Origin of the sequence: Kribbella sp. NPDC050281 (assembly GCF_040655855.1) — a bacterium.
GTDB lineage: Bacteria > Actinomycetota > Actinomycetes > Propionibacteriales > Kribbellaceae > Kribbella.
In genome coordinates this window covers 53536-67853 of the sequence record NZ_JBFAKS010000001.1, presented here as the reverse complement: position 1 = coordinate 67853, position 14318 = coordinate 53536, and the positions used below count along the sequence as shown (strand labels likewise).

At 68.7% G+C, this 14318-nt stretch carries 14 protein-coding genes; 8 read left to right on the top strand and 6 right to left on the bottom strand.

Going from position 1 to position 14318, the window contains the following annotated elements; all coding sequences use genetic code 11:
* Positions 1–246: 246 nt before the first annotated feature.
* Entirely contained in the window at positions 247–1821 is a 1575-nt protein-coding gene (locus AB0I34_RS00375; protein WP_360436929.1) for an RICIN domain-containing protein, read from the bottom strand.
* Entirely contained in the window at positions 1818–3344 is a 1527-nt protein-coding gene (locus AB0I34_RS00370; RefSeq protein ID WP_360436926.1) for a DUF4185 domain-containing protein, read from the bottom strand. The genes AB0I34_RS00375 and AB0I34_RS00370 overlap by 4 nt, the downstream gene beginning before the upstream one ends.
* 271 nt (positions 3345–3615) lie before the next feature.
* On the opposite strand from AB0I34_RS00370, the gene AB0I34_RS00365 reads away from it, so the two are divergent.
* The 5 genes from AB0I34_RS00365 to AB0I34_RS00345 all read left to right on the top strand — a co-directional run bounded on the left by AB0I34_RS00365 (position 3616) and on the right by AB0I34_RS00345 (position 7780).
* Positions 3616–4818, top strand: a complete 1203-nt coding sequence (locus tag AB0I34_RS00365) for a 3,4-dihydroxy-2-butanone-4-phosphate synthase (RefSeq protein WP_360436923.1) — start codon at positions 3616–3618, stop codon at positions 4816–4818.
* Complete coding sequence (locus AB0I34_RS00360; RefSeq protein WP_360436920.1) at positions 4815–5513, top strand: class I SAM-dependent methyltransferase; 699 nt, start codon at positions 4815–4817, stop codon at positions 5511–5513. The genes AB0I34_RS00365 and AB0I34_RS00360 overlap by 4 nt, the downstream gene beginning before the upstream one ends.
* 84 nt (positions 5514–5597) lie before the next feature.
* Positions 5598–5993 carry a cyclic nucleotide-binding domain-containing protein gene (locus AB0I34_RS00355; RefSeq protein ID WP_131365731.1) on the top strand — a complete coding sequence of 132 codons (396 nt, stop codon included), beginning with the start codon at positions 5598–5600 and terminating at the stop codon, positions 5991–5993.
* 55 nt (positions 5994–6048) lie between these two features.
* Positions 6049–7053: an adenylate/guanylate cyclase domain-containing protein gene (locus tag AB0I34_RS00350; protein ID WP_360436917.1), complete on the top strand. Its 1005-nt coding sequence runs from the start codon at positions 6049–6051 to the stop codon at positions 7051–7053.
* Positions 7054–7057: 4 nt separating this feature from the next.
* Positions 7058–7780 (top strand): GNAT family N-acetyltransferase, encoded by a 723-nt coding sequence (locus tag AB0I34_RS00345; RefSeq protein WP_360436914.1) that lies wholly within the window; start codon positions 7058–7060, stop codon positions 7778–7780.
* Here the strand turns inward: AB0I34_RS00345 and AB0I34_RS00340 are convergent.
* Together AB0I34_RS00340 and AB0I34_RS00335 are read right to left on the bottom strand one after the other, a co-directional pair.
* The gene (locus tag AB0I34_RS00340) at positions 7777–9012 is read right to left on the bottom strand and encodes a hypothetical protein (RefSeq protein WP_360436911.1); all 1236 of its coding nucleotides are present in this window, start codon (positions 9010–9012) and stop codon (positions 7777–7779) included. The genes AB0I34_RS00345 and AB0I34_RS00340 overlap by 4 nt on opposite strands.
* Positions 9009–9338, bottom strand: a complete 330-nt coding sequence (locus AB0I34_RS00335; RefSeq protein WP_360436908.1) for a PadR family transcriptional regulator — start codon at positions 9336–9338, stop codon at positions 9009–9011. Before AB0I34_RS00335 ends, AB0I34_RS00340 begins: the two co-directional genes overlap by 4 nt.
* A 160-nt stretch (positions 9339–9498) precedes the next feature.
* Between AB0I34_RS00335 and AB0I34_RS00330 the strand changes: the two genes are divergently transcribed.
* The gene (locus AB0I34_RS00330; RefSeq protein ID WP_360436905.1) at positions 9499–10425 is read left to right on the top strand and encodes a helix-turn-helix domain-containing protein; all 927 of its coding nucleotides are present in this window, start codon (positions 9499–9501) and stop codon (positions 10423–10425) included.
* Here the strand turns inward: AB0I34_RS00330 and AB0I34_RS00325 are convergent.
* On the bottom strand, positions 10359–10712 hold the full coding sequence (locus tag AB0I34_RS00325; RefSeq protein ID WP_360436902.1) for a hypothetical protein: 354 nt from the start codon (positions 10710–10712) through the stop codon (positions 10359–10361). The genes AB0I34_RS00330 and AB0I34_RS00325 overlap by 67 nt on opposite strands.
* A gap of 21 nt (positions 10713–10733) precedes the next feature.
* Between AB0I34_RS00325 and AB0I34_RS00320 the strand changes: the two genes are divergently transcribed.
* Positions 10734–11168, top strand: a complete 435-nt coding sequence (locus AB0I34_RS00320) for a GNAT family N-acetyltransferase (protein WP_360436899.1) — start codon at positions 10734–10736, stop codon at positions 11166–11168.
* A 24-nt stretch (positions 11169–11192) separates the two neighbouring features.
* On the opposite strand, the gene AB0I34_RS00315 is transcribed toward AB0I34_RS00320, so the two are convergent.
* Complete coding sequence (locus tag AB0I34_RS00315; RefSeq protein ID WP_360436896.1) at positions 11193–13133, bottom strand: Xaa-Pro dipeptidyl-peptidase; 1941 nt, start codon at positions 13131–13133, stop codon at positions 11193–11195.
* A 201-nt stretch (positions 13134–13334) separates the two neighbouring features.
* Between AB0I34_RS00315 and AB0I34_RS00310 the strand changes: the two genes are divergently transcribed.
* Entirely contained in the window at positions 13335–14315 is a 981-nt protein-coding gene (locus AB0I34_RS00310) for a LacI family DNA-binding transcriptional regulator (protein WP_360436893.1), read from the top strand.
* Positions 14316–14318: the final 3 nt, after the last annotated feature.

Sequence of the window (14318 nt, the reverse complement as noted above, 5' to 3'; positions counted from 1 at the left end):
TGGTGGGTCAGCCCACGAGACGGTGGGTTGGCCAGCCGCACGCGGTGGGTCAACCCACCGGGTGCTGGGCTGACCCACCAGACGAGGTGCCGCGGGGGACAGGCCCGGAGCCGGAGGCCGGGGCGGGGTCGGCGTTCGAGGCGTACCGCTGGGGCAGGCGGGGTCGGCGTTCGAGGCGTTCGAGGCGTACCGCGGGAGGCGGGGCCGGCGGCCGGGACGGCGGGTGGGGGCGGGTGGGGGCGGGGGTCAGTGGCGTTCGAGGTGCCAGATCTGGGGTTGGAGGTTGTTGCAGGTCCAGACCTGAACGTTGGCTCCGGGCGCCGGCGAGCCACCGGCCACGTCCAGGCACAGGTTGCTGTTCTGGCCGACGAACGTGTAGTAGCCGCGGCCCACGTTCACTGCCCGCCAGCGCTGCCACCCGCCGTCCTGACAGGTCCACTGCTGGACGTTCGCACCGGGTGTGGAGGAGTTGCTCGCGACCTCCATGCAGAGCTGACTGTTCTGCCCGCGGAACCGGAAGAACCCGTTGCCCTCCGAGGTGAGCTGGAAGTTCTGTGGTCCGAGGTTGTTGCAGGTCCATTGCTGGATGTTGCCGCCCGGCTCCCGCGAGTCTGCCGAGACGTCCAGGCAGTGGCCGCTCTGCGCACTCACCAGCCGGTACGTCGCATTCGTGACGCCGCTCGCGTCCTGGGTGCCGATCGCGGAGCCGGTGGCGTAGTAGGTCTTGCAGACTGTGCCGTCGTAGTCGGTGGCGAGTTCCAGGACGGTGTTGCCGTCGGCCGATGGGACCATCGGTGAGCTGTAGTTGGGGCAGTAGTTGTTGTAGGGGTTGTTGACGGCAACGGGTGCGGGCAGCTCGTACCAGGTGCCGTTCGATCCCTCGGTGTTGGCGAAGATCGTCCGCCCGTTGTCGGCGGCAACCGATCCGTCGGCGTTCTGCAGGATCTGGCCGATCAGCAGCAGCTTGCCGTTCGGCGCCATCGCGAGTGTCGGCGCATGCGTGAAGTACTTCCCGTCCACGGTCTGCGCGCGGAGGCCGAGGTGGGACGGCGATCCCCAGTTCCAACCGTCCGGCGACTGCCGGGTGTGCACGACGCAGTCGTACTGCCCGCCAAGGCCGCAGATCTCGTACGACATCACGTACGTCCCACTCGGCAACCGTCGTACGACGGGCATGCCCGGGCGATGCCCGAACGTCGGGCTGGACACCGTCGGCCGAGGGTCGGTCCAGGTGACGCCGTCGGTACTGCGGACCTCCATCAACTTCTGGCTGTGCGCGGGATCGGTCTCGTCCGAGTAGTGACAGACCAGCCGGCCGTCGGCCGCGACCGAGAACTCGGGCTCCCACAGTCCGCGGTCGTTCGGGGCAGTCGCGCAACTGGACAGGTACGACCAGGTGCGGCCGACGTCGGTGCTCTTCAGGATCCGTAGCGACATCGGTCGCGCGTCGGCGCCCATCGACGCGGCCCACAGCAACGTCCCGGCCGGCATGGCGCCGATCGCTGTCGGCAGCTCGAACAGGGTGGCGCAGCACAGCCCTTTGCCGTCCGCGGCCCCGGAGTCCTCGACGGTGCCGACCTGCGTGAAGTTGGCACCGTTGTTCGTACTCTCGTAGATCGCGCCGACGCCGTCCGCATTGCCCTGGAAGGTGACGACACTGGCCATGATCCGGCCGTTGGCCGCGCCGCTGTGCTCGAGCCGGATCGCCCGCGGATACAGGCCGGTGTCGTCGCGCAGCAGTTGCCCCGTCGCGGCCTCCGCGGTGCCTGTCGTGACCAGACAGCCGGCGATGATCGCTAGGACGAGGACCAGCCGCCTCACCGGATCTCCTCGACGACGACGTCGTCCAGTTGCAGCCACACGTCCTGACTGTGGCCGAAGAAACCGCCGTACAGCTGGACGAGCGACTCACCTCCGGAGTCGAAGTCCACACTGACCTTCGTGTACGCCGGGTGCGCGCCGCCGGTCTCCTGGGCGATGGTCTTGCCGCGGAGAGTGCGTACGCCGAGCATCGTCTCGGAGTTGTTCTCCGCGGTCCGCATCCAGGCGGAGAGGCGGTACGTGTGATGGGGGCGGACGGCAACAGTCTGCTGGAGCTGGTGGGCGCCGATCGAGTCGCGGACGTATGCGTTGTTGGCGCCGCTGTGGCCGAGGTTGGTGCGGTCGATGCCGCCGCGTCCGCTCAGTTGCCAGGGTGCGGTCGGCGTACTGCCGGTCTGGCCCTCGAAGCCGGGATCGGTGACCAGGTTGGTGACCTGCCCGTCGTCAGTCAGCTTGGTGTGCATCAGGAACACGTTGTAGGGATCCCACTGCGACATCGTGAAGTACAGGTCCGCGCCGGACGACCACGGGTGCATGAAGGTCCCGTACAGGCCGGGGTAGTCGGTGCCCTTGACAACGACCTGCTCACCGCTCCACGGTCCGGTCAAGGACTTCGCCGAGCGCAGTACGACGGAGGCCCGCGACTCGTCGAGGTACATCATCAGCCACTTGCCCAGGTAGGCGTTGTACTGCACTGAGACTTCGCTGATCGGACCGACCGCGATCGGTGCCGCGGCCGACTCCTGCGGTGACCAGGTCCGGCCGTCCCAGTAGCGCCAGGCCTTCTTCTCCAGCACGAGCTTCTCCGGGACCCGAGCGACGTGGGCGTTGCCGAAGCGTCCGTTCGGCGTACCGATCATGTAGACGTAGCCCTGGTCGCGGGTCAGCGCGACCATCTGGAAGTTGTCGTCCCAGGCCGTGGTGTTCTGCCAGCGCGCGTCCGCGTCCTTGGTCCAGGTCTCGCCGTTGTCGTCGGAGTAGGCGAAGCCCGAGTAGTTGGTGAACCAACTGCCGGCCGGACCCCAGTAGTTGACCGACATGTACTGCATGTACTGGCGCTTGCCGACCGAGATGCCCGCCGTCGGAATGACCGTGTGCTCGTCGCGGTCGACCTTCTTGCAGTCGAGGAACTGCTTGGCGTGGCCGGGCCGGTCCTCGGCCGCGGAGTCCAGCGTCATCCCGTCGGACAGGTTGCGGTCCTTGCTGCGGAGGAGCAGGTTGCACCGCCAGTCGATGGTGGCCTGGTCGCCGGTCCCACCGCCCGGCCCGGTCCAGCCACTGCCGTAGCTGTCACCGAACGCGGTCAGGATCTCCCCGGATCCGTTGTCCCACAGGATGCCGAGGTCGGTCGCCTTCAGCCCGAACCGGGCCTCGGTGTCGTTGATCGACTCCGGCCCGGTCAGCTTTGCGACTCGCTCGGCGGGCGACGGTACGGGCGCGGCCTGGGCCGGTGGGGACTGGTCGGCGGGCACGAGGGCCGCTCCGATCAGGGCAGGGACGAGGAGCAACCATCGTTTCCGCATGCGTGTCTCCTAGGGCGGGGAGGGCAGAGTTCTGACTGAGAAATCGATTTCCGGTCACGGTAACCTCGGCTGTCACGACGGTCAACGGCTGGCGTGTGGTTTACTGCCGACTGGTGCGATTCCAGGTGTGACGGTCGGGAGCGATCCCGGGCCCGTCGGCTCCGCCGGACGGCGGAGTGACCCGGCAACGACCGGGGCCATGCGGTGATACCCCGCTTCAGCTCGGATCCGTGCGGGTCCCTGGCCGGATCCTTCTGCCGGAGAGCGAAGCATGTTCACAGGACGAATCGAGCACACCGCCACGGTCGTCGAGGTCACCGACGACGTACTGCGGATCAAGTCCGGACTCCAGGTTGCGCCGGGTGGTGCGGTCTGTGTCGACGGGGTCAGGTTCACCGCAGAGGCGGCCGCCCCCGGCGAACTCCGGGTGACCGTGACCGCCGAGACCCGGCGCCGTACGACGCTGGATCGCATCACCTCCGGTACGACGCTGCACGTCGAGCTCCCGGTCGCGGTGGGCGACCGGATCGACGGTCACCTGATCCAGGGGCATGTCGAGGGAGTCGGCAAGGTGCTCCGGGTCGACGACGAACCGGCCGGCCGCCGGGTCTGGATCAAGCCGCCGGACCGCTTGCTCGCCCGGCTGGTCGCGAAGTCTTCGGTCGGGATCGACGGCGTGAGCATCACGGTCGCCGAAGTGCTGAAGGACCGGTTCTCGGTCGTCCTGGTGCCGAACACCTTGCAGAAGACGAAGCTCGGGACGCTGGCCGAAGGCGATCGGGTCAACCTGGAGAGCGACCTCCTGGTCCGGATGGCGCGCGAGGGGCACGGTCCTGAGTTGCTGCGGGCGGTCTCGCAGTTGCCGTGGGCCGGTCAGTTGAGCGGCGAGGTCGGCGTGCAGAAGGTGGTTGCGCAGATCGCCGCCGGTGGAGGTGTCGTGGTGTGGGATCCGACGGCGGAGAGCGAGGGCGATGTCGTCTTCGCCGGTGAGCGGTTCCGGCCGGAGGCGATGACGTTCCTGCTCACGCAGGTCTGCGGACACACGACGATTCCGTGTGCGGCCGACGTACTGGAGCGGTTGGAGATCCCGCCGATGCCGGGTGAGGGCGACCGGCAGGGGACCGCGATGCATGTGTCGGTGGATCTGGCGTCCTCGTCCGGGACCGGGGTAGCCGCGGCCGAGCGGGCGGCGACGATACGACGGCTGGCGTCGGCGGACGCCGTACCGACGGACTTCCTGCGGCCTGGGCATGTGTTTCCGCTCGCGGCGCGGCCCGGGCTGCTGGCCGAACGGCAAGGGCACACGGAGGCGACGGTCGCGTTGTGTGTCGCGGCTGGGCTGGCGCCGGTCGGCGTGTGCTGCGAGGTGATGCGACCGGACGGCGTGATGGCGGGACCGGCTGACCTGGAGCAGTTCGCGCTGCGGTGGGAACTGCCGATGATCGACATCCACGACCTGGAGCGCTGGCTGTGAAGGGCTCCGAGGTGTACGACGATCCGGCATTCCTGCACGGATACCGCGAACTGCGGCGGACCGGACTCGGGTTGAACGACGAACTCGAGATCCCCGCGATGGACGGCGTACTGCCGCCGGTCGGGGAACTGCGGGTCGTCGATCTCGGGTGTGGTGAAGGTGGTCTGGCGGTCCGGCTTGCGGAGGCGGGTGCGGACGAGGTGACTGCGGTCGACGCTTCGGAACAGATGCTGGCGGCGGCGGCTCAGCATCCGGCTGTTCGCTATGTGCGGTCGGATCTGGCTGCCTTCGATCTGGCGCCGAGGTGTGCGGATCTCGTGGTGAGCAGCATGGCCCTGCACTACGTCGAAGATTTCTCCGACCTGGTCGCGCGGGTCGCCCGATGGCTGACGCCGGGTGGCTCGTTCGTGTTCTCGGTCGAGCATCCGGTGATGACGGCGCCGGTGGTCGCCGCCGACTGCGTCGTGGACGACTACGCCGACGAAGGGGTACGGCGGCGTTCCTGGTTCGTCGACGGTGTGATCAAGTATCACCGCACCATCGGCTCGACGCTGGCCGCTCTCCGCCGGCACGGCTTCAGCCTCGACGTGGTCGACGAGCCCCTCCCGACTCCCGACCAGGTCGCCCACCACCCGCACCTCGCCATCCACCGGCGCCGCCCGCCTGTGCTGTTGGTCGCATCCAGGCTGGGGTGACCTTCGCCGTGGCGAGCCGTTAGAGTTACCGACTGGAAACATCGGCTGATCGCCGGGGTGGCCCGGCGGGCTCGGAGGATCGACGTGGCTTTGGGTAGGACATCCCCGCGGGACCTGCCGCTGTTCGCGGATCTGTCCGGACGTGACATCAGGGACATCTTCCGGGCCGGCGAGGAGGTCTCCGTGCCGGCCGGCTGGTCGCTGATCCTGGAGCAGACCCCGCCGGACGCGGCGTACCTGATCCTGAGCGGTACGGCGGCGGTCCGGGTGAAGGGCGAGGAGATCGCCGAGCTCGGCCCGGGTGACATCGCCGGCGAGGTGGCGGTCCGGAAGAACACGTTGCGCACGGCAACGGTCACGGCGAAGTCGCGGCTGCAACTGCTGCACTTCACCCGGGAGAAGTTCGACGAGCTGACCCGCAAGTTGCCCGCGTTCCGCGATGCCATCGACGCCACCATCGTCGAGCGTCGTGGCTCCTGACCGTCGAGCCGAGCGCTCGGTGGACAGGGAACAGAACGAGAGGGACTCCGGCGTCGTGGTTCCTGAGCCTGACCCCGATCCGGCTGCGAACGGGCAGGTGGATCTGGTCGGCATGCAGCGGGAGTTCGAGCGGGCGTTGCTGGGCGGGGAACGGAAGTTCACCCGGCTCGAGGTGTCGGAGCGGGCCGGGATCTCGAGCGACCGGGCCGAGCGGATGTGGCGCGCGCTCGGGTTCGCGACCGTGCCGGACGACGAGGTCGCCTTCACCGACGACGACGTCGAGGCGCTGAGGCTGGTCGCCGCGCTGGAGGACGACAACTTCGTCGCCGAGGAGATGGAGTCGTCGCTGGCCCGCAAGCTCGGCCAGACCCAGTCCCGGCTGGCGTCCTGGCAGTCCGCGATGTTCCTGGAGTTCCTGGCCGGCTCGAAGCTGTCCGCGGACGAGGCGATCGAGGTCGCCGGGCAACTGCTGCCTGCGATGGAGCGCCTGCAGACCTACGTGTGGCGCCGCCACCTGGCCGCCGCGGCCGGGCGCGCGGTGGCCGGCTCTGATGAACTGGCCCGCGGCATCCGGGCGGTCGGCTTCGCCGACATCGTCAGCTACACCCGGCTGGCCCGGCGGATGACCGAGACCGAGCTCGGCCAGCTGATCGAGCGGTTCGAGGGCATGGCCGCCGACGTCGTCGCGCTGAACGGCGGCCGGGTGATCAAGTCGATCGGCGACGAGGTCCTGTTCGTCACCGACACCGCGGCCCAAGGCGCGGCGGTCGCGCTGGCCCTGCAGGAAGCCGTCACCGCGGCCGGAGACATGCCCGAGCTGCGGATCGGTCTCTCCTACGGCAGCATCCTGATCCGGCTCGGCGACGTGTACGGCGAGGTCGTCAACCTGGCCGCCCGCCTCACCGCGGAGTGCAAGCCGGGCCGCGTCCTGGCCGACCGTGAGCTGGCCGCGGCCCTGGACGGCCACCCCGCCTACCGCCTGCGCCGCCTCCGCCGCGTCTCGGTCCGCGGCTACCACCACCTCGCCCCGTACGCCGTCCAAAGGGTTGAGTCACAATAGTTGCGTGCGCAATATCCTGACGGCGGCCGACCTGATCCGGGCGAGTGCCGGCGATCCGTTGATCGTCTGGGCGGGGCAAGGCTTCAGCGAAGGCGTCCGAGCCTGGTACGACGGCGACGCGGTGGCCGTGGCGGCGCCGGATCTCTCGAAGCGGGATCGACTGGCTGTCGCCGGTCCCGTGGACGCCGTGGCTCGGTTGACGTCGAAGGTGGTTGCCGAGGTAGGACCGACGTACCGCCCTTTTGGTGACGAGCAGTTGCTGCGGGAGCTGGCGGATCGCGTGCCGGGGATGGAGTTCTCGGCGTCGTTCGGCTGGATGGACACGGCCGAGGTGCCGGTGGTGACGACCACGGCCGCCTGGCTCGACGGCGAGGACGGCGTGGAGGAGTTGCTGACGGAGGCCTCGCCGTCGTCGTACGCGTGGCCCGGGCGTGGCGGCGTACGGCGGTGGGCGGCGGTGACCGGTGACGGTGGTGGGCTGCTGAGTATCGCGGCCGATGCCTGGAGCGCGCCGGAGGTCGGGTTCCTGGCCGGCGTCGCCACCCGGTCTGTTGCTCGAGGCAAGGGGTTGTCGCGGCAGGTGTGTGGGTTCGTGACCGCCGAGCTGGTCAAGCGGCACGGGCGCGCGGCGCTGATGGTGGACCGCGACAATGCTGCCGCGATCGCGGTCTACCGGCGGCTCGGATACACGTACCGCAGCGTCGCCGCGGCGGGGATGGGGCACTAGCGGGTCGGTGAGACCGTCAGCGTGACTCCCGGCTTCGGCGTCGGAGCCTTGGCGGTCGGCTGGGTGGTCTTGGCCGGCGTCGGGTTGGGAGTCGGCGTCGGGTTCGGAGTCGGGGTGGGTGGGAGTGACGTGGCCGGGGCCGGCGGCGGTACGAACGGCGCCTTGGCGGAGTCCTTGCAGGTTGCCTCGTCGACGTTCCCGTTCTCGTCCGGGCTGACCACGGCCTGCGGGAAGAGGTTGCCGGTCTGTGGCTGGTGCCCACCGTAGGTCGCCGCGCAGTCCTGCAGCGGCAGGCTGATCGGGTTGCCGTTCTGGTCGTACAGCCGCACCGAGACCTGCTTGCCCTGGGCATCGAACGGGTAGAGGTTCGAGACGTCCGTCCCGCCGTACATGAGCCCGTCCGGCGGGTTGTACGACGACGAGCTGCCGCGGTAGTCGCCGTAGTTGTTGAGGAACCCGAACGACGCACCCATGTACGCCGCGGCCAGGAAGGCCGGGACGGCGATCGTCGCGACGACGTTGAGGGGTACGACGTACCACAGCCAGCGGCGGTCCTGCTGGGTCCGGCGGCCGATCCAGATCGAGACCGCGGCGCCCGCCAGCGAGCCGACCACGGTGACCGCGCCGGCGCCCCACAGCGCGAAGAACCCGCCGCCGCCGATCACGCCGCGGACCACCCACCAGACCGGCTGGCCGATCGAGACGAGCTCGTGCCGGACGTTCGGCGGGATCTGCTCGATCATGCCGCGGATCGCGGTCGCGCCCTGCTCACCCCGAGGAGTGTCCAGCACGATCCGGGGGTCGTGACCGCGCAGCGCCCGGACCCCGAGGTACGCCGCGCCGAACAGCACCGCGAACCCGACGAACCCGAAGAACGCGCTCTCCGCGTGCGACCAGGCGAAGACGCCGATGGCAACGAAGAACGGGCCGACGGTGGCCGCGATCAGGCCCCAGCGCAGCGCCTTCCGGCCGGCGTCGCGATCGGCGACCGGCTGCGTCCGCGGCGGATAACCGGCCGCGGTCCGCAGTTCGTCGGCGTACTGCCGCGGCATACCCAACCGCTCCTGCAGGGCGGCGGAGGTCGGCTCCTCGTCGAACTCGCCGGCCACCTCGGAGAGGTGACCGCTGACGTCCTCGAGCACGTCCTCCAGCTCGCCGGCCGGCAGGTCGCTCAGCTCGGCCCGCACCTGGGCCAGGTAGGTCGCGACCGCTCCGGTCAGAGTGCTGTTCACGCCGCCTCCTTGTCCAGCAGCAGCACCGACATCGTGTCGGCGAAGTGGTTCCAGGTCTTGGTGGACCGGTCGAGCAGCTCACGGCCGGTCTTGTTCAGCCCGTAGTACTTCCGGTGCGGCCCTTCCTCACTCGGCTGCACGTACGACGTCAAAGCACCCGCCGCGAACAACCGCCGCAACGTCCCGTACACCGACGCGTCCGCGACATCCTCAAGCCCCGCCGCCCGCAGCCGCCGCAGTACGTCGTACCCGTAGCCGTCCGCATCTCGCAGCACGGCGAGCACGGCAAGATCCAGCACACCTTTGAGCAATTGGCTCGTGTCCATGACCCTCCTCGGCGCACCGGGAGGAAGGACCCCTCAGACCATCCTCCCGGTGCTCTACCCAGCACACTACTACACACTGCGGAGTACTCCACACCGCGACAACCCGTGCTCCGCAATTTCGATCAAGTGCGGTGGGGGCTGGGGAGTGCAGAGTGGGGGTATGGCGGATGTGTTCGAGAAGTTCGTGGCGGTGGTGGCCGAGGGGTTGGCCGGACCGTGTGAGGTGGTGAACGGGGCCGATCTCGCGGGGCGGGTGCACCTGTCGCGATTCCATTTCGATCGGGTGATCGGGGCGGTGGCGGGTGAGTCGCCGTTCGCGTTCCGGCGGCGGTTGTTGCTGGAACGGGCGGCGTACCGGTTGCTGGCCGAGCAGGTCGCCGTACTGGATGTCGCGGTGGAGGCCGGGTACGGGTCGCACGAGGCGTTCACGCGGGCGTTCGCCAGGGCTTATGGGATGTCGCCGCGGGACTGGCGGCGAGAGGCGTCGCGGGTGTTCTTTCTCGCCGCGCCCAGTGGGGTTCATTTTCAGCCACCGGCGGGTCTGCGCCTGCCGGCCAGGGAAGAGGTGAGAGGCATGGACGTACTGGTCAGGATGGTCGAGCACCACGTCTGGTTGACCGGCGAGATGATCGAGCGCGGTGGGCGGCTCGACGCGGCGACGCTGGACCGGCCGATCGAGCTCTCGGTGGAAGGGATCGACGACGACATCTCGATCCGGTACCTGCTGGACCGGTTGGTCTGGCAGGAGGAGATGTGGCTGGCGTCGGTGGAGGACCGGCCGTTCCAGGTGCCGGAGTGCGGGCGGGAGGTCGTCACACCGATCTCCGAGCTCCGCGCCCGGCACGCGGAGGCGGGATCGCGGTTCGTTGCTCTGGTCAACCAACTGAACGAGGACGGCCGCTTCGACGAGAGCTTCGTCGACACGACGTGCGAACCACCGCGCGTCTTCACGTACGGCGGAATGGTCGCGCACGTACTCACGTTCGCCGCCCACCGGCGCTCGCTGCTGATCGGCGCCTTCTACACCGCCGGCATCACCGACCTCGGCTTCGGCGACCCGATGCAGTTCGTTGCCGAAGCCAAGTAGTGCTGGAAGAACCGGGCGGCCTCGCTCGCGACGTCGTACCCAGGTTTGTCCGTCGTAGTGCGTACCTCGGCGGTGACGTGAGTGATGGGGCTGGCGGCTCGTAGCTGTTCGGCCTGCGTGCTCACGTCGCCGCCGACCAAGGCCGTCACCGGCGACGGTCGGTCGATCTGCATCTCACCGCCCGGGTGGAGGAGATCGCTCGGGCCGCTGATGGTGACAACCGCCTGCACGTCGGCGCCGGACATGAGAGCCGTCACGGCGGCCTGGGGTCGCTTCAGCTCCTTCACCAGTTGAGTAGTGTGCGGGTTGTGAGTGTTGCGATCGAGGTGCTGGGTGAGGTCACCGACGAGGTGGAAGAGGCTTTCGGGCGGTTGATGCCGCAGTTGTCGGCGTCGGCTGAGCCGCTCGATCGGGAGGCGTTGGAGCGGTTGGTGTCTTGTGGGACCAACACGGTTCTGCTGGCGCGTAGTGGTGACATGATCGTGGGCACGTTGACGTTGGTGATGTTCCCGATTCCCACCGGCCTGCGGGCGCGGATCGAGGACGTCGTGGTCGACGACGCGGCACGCGGCCAAGGGGTTGGCGCTGCGTTGACCGAGGACGCCCTCCGCATCGCGCGGTTGGCAGGCGCCAAGACAGTCGACCTGACGTCTCGCCCGTCGCGCGCAGCAGCAAACCGCCTGTACCAACGCCTAGGCTTCCAGCCCCGCGAGTCCCAGGTCTACAGGTTCACGTTCGAGTAGTCCCGCGCGCTCGTCGCCTGGAGCTCAGTGGGTTGGGTCGTGGAGGTCTGGGCGCTGGGACGGGGTCTTGATGTCTACGTCGATCGGCTGGACCTTGGCCGGCGCCGGGACCTTGCCGGTGGTGAGCGGGAGGTTGAGTGTGCTGCCGGCCAGGTCGATGTCGATGGTGGCGCCGGTGTCGTTGGGGGTGGTCCATTCGGTGTCGGACAGGGTGACCGCGAGGCCGAGGATGCGGCCCTTCGGGATCACCTCGTCCTGGGCGCGGAGGGGGACGTTGACCGTGGTCCACTGGCCGGGCGTGAGCGGTGTCGGCATGCTCAGTGAGGCGCTGTGGGCGGCGTCGATCCAGCCGCGGCCGACGATGCCGTGGTCGCTCTGCTCGGTGAGCTTGTCGACAGTGAAGTAGCAACTGTCGTCGTAGTCGACGCTCGACCCTTCACACGTGCTGTCATCGGTACGACGTACGCCGGTGTACCGCTCCGCCTCGCCGTACTCGATCAGGCGCGCGGTGACCGGCGTGGTGATCGAGTCGGACTTGATCTTCAGCGTCACAGTCGGCGTACCGCTGATCCGGATCGACCGCGGCAGTGGCGCGGACAGGAACATCTGCCGGCCCGCGATCACCTCGGACGGGTCGGCGACGATGTCGTCCTCCGTCAGGTCCGGATCGTCGGTGACGGTGACGGATCCCTTGCCCAAGGCTCCTAGTTTGCCGGAGGACAGCGGCACCGGGATCGAGTGGTTCACGGCCGGCCAGGTCTTGTAGTCACGCCACACGTCGGGCGCGGTCTCGACCGATGCCATCGGCTCCTTCATCACGCCGTTCGGCAGGCCCTGCAGCCAGTAGTCGAACCACTTGTGCAGTTCGTCGACCCATGCGTCGCGGCGGAACTCGAACGGATCAACATGGTCCTCGAGACCCAGCCAGAGCTTGCGCGGCACGTTGTTCTTCCCCAGCGCCGCCCACCACTGGGAGAAGTGGTTGGTCTGCACGTTGTAGTCGCTCAGACCGTGCGTCATGAACACCGACGCCTTCACCTTGCCGGCGTCCTTCAGATAGTCCCGCTCGGCCCAGAACTTCGTGTAGTCGCCGGTATCGTCGTCGTCGTTGTCCCCGAGATCACCGCGAACCGCTTCACACGCAGGGCTGTCGTGGCCGACGTACCCGCCCAGCCAGGGCATGTAGTCGTCGGAGTACGGAACGCCGCCGGACCGGGTGTAGTCGTACCACGAGGAGATCGCCGAGATCGGCACGATCGTCTTCAGCCCGCGGACGCCGGTCGCCGCGACACCGTTGGCCAGCGTGCCGTCGTACGACTTGCCGATCATGCCGACCGCGCCGTTGGTCCAGGTCGCGCTCACTGGTTGACCGTCGGCGGTATGTGCGCTGTTGCGGCCGTTCAGCCAGTTGATCACCGCAACCACGGAGTCGATCTCGTCCTTGCCGCCGACGTCGCCGCAACCGCTCGACCGGCCGGTGCCGACGATGTCGACGCCGACGACCGCGTACCCGCGCGGGACGAAGTAGTTGTCGTAGTACAACGGCATCTTCTGGATGACGCCGTTCTCGTCGTACGTCTTCTTCTCGCTCTCGTTGCCGCGTCCGCAGCAGGAGTAGTACGGCGACGCGTCCATGATCACCGGGATGCGAAGACCGGTCAGTTCGGTCTCGCTCGGCCGCACGATGTCGACTGCGATCACGTCGTCCTTGCCGTCGGAGTCGGTGTCCATCGTGGTGTCGACGTACACGGACTCGCGGACCGCGGAGGCGTAGTCGTAGATCGGCTCGGTGCTGTGCGTGGCCTGGTCGACGTACGGCGGTACGCCGGTCACGGCCGGTGGTGGAGCGACCGGCGTACCGGAGTCGTCCGGGAGCGGAGCAGCCGCGGCGGTACCGGTGACGGTTGCAAGGCTGAGCACGGTGGACGAGACCAGGATCGTCACCCTGGCGCGGACGGTCGTCATGGCTCGGAAGGCTAGTCACTCCCGCGTCGCAATGCCAGGTTCTGCCGGGATTGGCGGCGACTTGACCGCACACAGCGTGACCGGACGCGGCTGTACAGCGGTGACGGAGCGCGAATTCCGATAAGGTGACCGCCACCGCCCAGGGGGAGAGTACGGAAGGGTAGGCCAGTGAATCTTCGAGCACCGGTGACATTGCTGGACGTGGCACAGCGCGCGGGTGTGTCGGTCGCGACCGCCTCTCGCGTGCTCAACGGCGGGGACCGGGTGCCCCGTCCGGAGCTGCAGGAACGGGTCAAGGCCGCCGCCGACGAACTCGGCTACACACCGAACGCGCAGGCGCAGGCGCTGGCGAAGTCGTCGACCAACCTGGTCGGCATCCTCGTGCACGACATCGAGGACCCGTACTTCGCGGCGATCGCGAACGGCGTGATGCGGGCCGCGGACGAACGCAACCTGCTGGTGATGATGGCCAGCACGTTCCGCGACTCCGACCGCGAGATCGCCTACCTGTCGTCGTTGCGGGCGCAGCGGGCGCGGGCCGCGGTGATGATCGGCAGTCGGCGTACTGATGACGAGAGCCTTGCGCGGACAGCGTCCGAGGTGGAGACGTTCCTCAACTCCGGCGCCGGCCTCGCCCTGGTCAGCCAGTCCGGGATGCCTGCGCACACGATCGAGCCCGACAACCGTGCCGGTGCGGCCGAAATGGCGCGTTCGCTGGTGCGGTTGGGCTGGCGCAAGTTCGCCGTACTCGGTGGACCGGACAGTCTGGCGACCGCGCGCGATCGGCGCGAGGGATTCGTTGCCGCACTCGCCGAGGCCGGACTGCAGCCGCTCGTGGTGCAGACCGGCGAGTTCACTCGCGACGGTGGGTACGCCGCTGCCGGCGAGCTGCTGGATCGCAAGGCCGACGTGGATTGCCTGTTCGCGGTGAACGACGTGATGGCGGTCGGCGCGATGTCCGCGTTGCGGGCGCGCGGGGTCGACGTACCGAACGAGATCGGCGTGGCCGGTTTCGACGACATCGCGACGCTGCGGGACGTGTGGCCGGGGCTGACCACGGTTCGGCTGCCGCTGGAGCAGATGGGCCGGCGTGCGCTGGAGCTGGCGATCGCGGGTGGCGAACCGACCACCGAGACGTTCAAGGCCGAGGTGGTCCTGCGCGAAAGTACCGCCCGAGGCTGAAAT

Bases quoted from the DNA above. Each gene is read 5' to 3' on its own strand.
- AB0I34_RS00335 (WP_360436908.1), bottom strand. From the start codon at position 9,338: ATGGACACGAGCCAATTGCTCAAAGGTGTGCTGGATCTTGCCGTGCTC.
- AB0I34_RS00365 (WP_360436923.1), top strand. From the start codon at position 3,616: ATGTTCACAGGACGAATCGAGCACACCGCCACGGTCGTCGAGGTCACC.
- AB0I34_RS00315 (WP_360436896.1), bottom strand. From the start codon at position 13,133: ATGACGACCGTCCGCGCCAGGGTGACGATCCTGGTCTCGTCCACCGTG.
- AB0I34_RS00370 (WP_360436926.1), bottom strand. From the start codon at position 3,344: ATGCGGAAACGATGGTTGCTCCTCGTCCCTGCCCTGATCGGAGCGGCC.
- AB0I34_RS00330 (WP_360436905.1), top strand. From the start codon at position 9,499: ATGGCGGATGTGTTCGAGAAGTTCGTGGCGGTGGTGGCCGAGGGGTTG.